Source organism: Pelotomaculum isophthalicicum JI, assembly GCF_029478095.1.
Classification (GTDB): domain Bacteria; phylum Bacillota; class Desulfotomaculia; order Desulfotomaculales; family Pelotomaculaceae; genus Pelotomaculum_D; species Pelotomaculum_D isophthalicicum.
On record NZ_JAKOAV010000083.1, the window covers coordinates 1 to 1,632 of the forward strand.

Consider the following 1,632-nt stretch of genomic DNA (forward strand, 5'->3'; position numbering starts at 1 on the left):
TGTTGCGGCCAGCAATATTTGAACCCGAATCAGTCTATATGGTTAGAATTACATGACCCTTACGAGGGTTTTTCTTTTTTGGGGAGAAGAAGTGTAACAGAAAAAACGAAGAGGCGTTAACCCTGTGGTTTGGCCGCCCCGGGAGAAACACCTCTTCACGACGCAAGGCGTGCGTCATGAATATTATCCCATCAAAACAATCCAAAAGACAAGGGGTAATTCCTGATCCAAACCGCCCAACCTGTTGCCCCATATGCAAACGTGAAGCCCCACCAGGCCGGGTGTTTAATCGGGTTAATACAATTTTCAGAAAGCGTGACGGTAAAACGACACAGCGCTACCGATGTGTTTGGCCTGATTGCAGAGAAACATTTTCCGTGCGGCCCGCAGACCACCAGGACTTTGCTTCACAAGAAAACGCTGTCGAGGCCTACTCTGCTTTAAAGGGTACATACAGGCAACTATCAGAGCAGACCGGATACAGTCCCAGTTCAATTTGGCGTTGGGTAAACCAGGCCTGCCGGGAGGTGAGCAGTTGGTTACGTGGATTGACAACAGTGGTTATGGAATGGCTGCCCGGGACCTCTGTGCAACTGGTAGTGCGGGAAGAGAAACGGAAAGCCTGGCATAGCCGGCGGATACGCCGGCCCGGGAAGATAGACCAACTCCTCCAACTGGAACAGTTGCCCGGCTGGGTCCAAAAGTGCCGCCAGACAGTAGCGGATTTGCCGCCTGTACCAGAAGGGCATTTAGCTTTCTGTCGGGTCGTACTTCCCAGGCTGTGTTGAATGGAAATATTTCCTACCACACTAAGTAGAACAGCACTGGGCGCCAAGTTGTGCTAACGTGGGCCATGAGGAGGTGGTCCATAATGGACGAACAACAGCGAACAGCTATAGCCTTACACCGGTACGCCATAATCGATGACCTGGTTGGCGTAGATCTGGCCTGTGGGGAAAAGAGCACCCTTCTGGAAGAGTTGGCGACAACCCACGGTATATCTGTCTCTACGATTAAGCGTTATGTACGGTATTATGAGGAATCCGGCTTTAACGGGTTATTGCCGAAAACACGTTCTGATGCCGGGGCGTCCCGCGCCATTCCCCCTGAAGCCCTGGAAATAGCCTTCAGGCTGCGCCGGGAGCTACCGTCCCGCAGTACTCCTACCATTATACGGATGTTGGAGCAGGAGCGTGAGGAATGGCGGGGTAACATTCGCCGTTCCACCCTGGACGACCATTTCCGCCGGGCCGGCCTCACCCGCCAAGCCTTGCGGCGGGAGCAAAAAGTACGCCGTAAATTCGGCAAAGTCAGGCGGAACCTGCTATGGGAGGCCGACATCTGCATACCGCAGCTTTGGGTGCGGGACGATCAGGGGCAAAAACACCAGGCGGTAGTAGTGGCGGCCATCGACGACAGCACGCGCCGGATAGTTCACGCGGAATGCTTTATCAGCCAGGAAACCTGGGTGGTAGAAACCACCCTAAAAAAAGCGGTTACCAAACACGGGGTGCCGGCGGCCCTGTACATTGATAACGGCGCCCAGTTTGTCGCCAAACAGATCCGGGAAGCCTGCGCCAATCTGGGTATCAGGTTTTTAAGGGCAAAAGTCCGGGACGCGGCCGGGAAAGG

At 54.2% G+C, this 1,632-nt stretch carries 2 protein-coding genes; both read left to right on the top strand.

The genetic code is table 11. The features are described from left to right. Window positions 1-377: 377 nt before the first annotated feature. Window positions 378-788, top strand: a complete 411-nt coding sequence (locus L7E55_RS17490) for a hypothetical protein (protein ID WP_277445642.1) — start codon at window positions 378-380, stop codon at window positions 786-788. Between the two features lie 83 nt (window positions 789-871). Continuing rightward, a partial coding sequence (locus L7E55_RS17495) for a DDE-type integrase/transposase/recombinase (protein ID WP_277445643.1) occupies window positions 872-1,632 on the top strand: 761 nt, incomplete at its 3' end.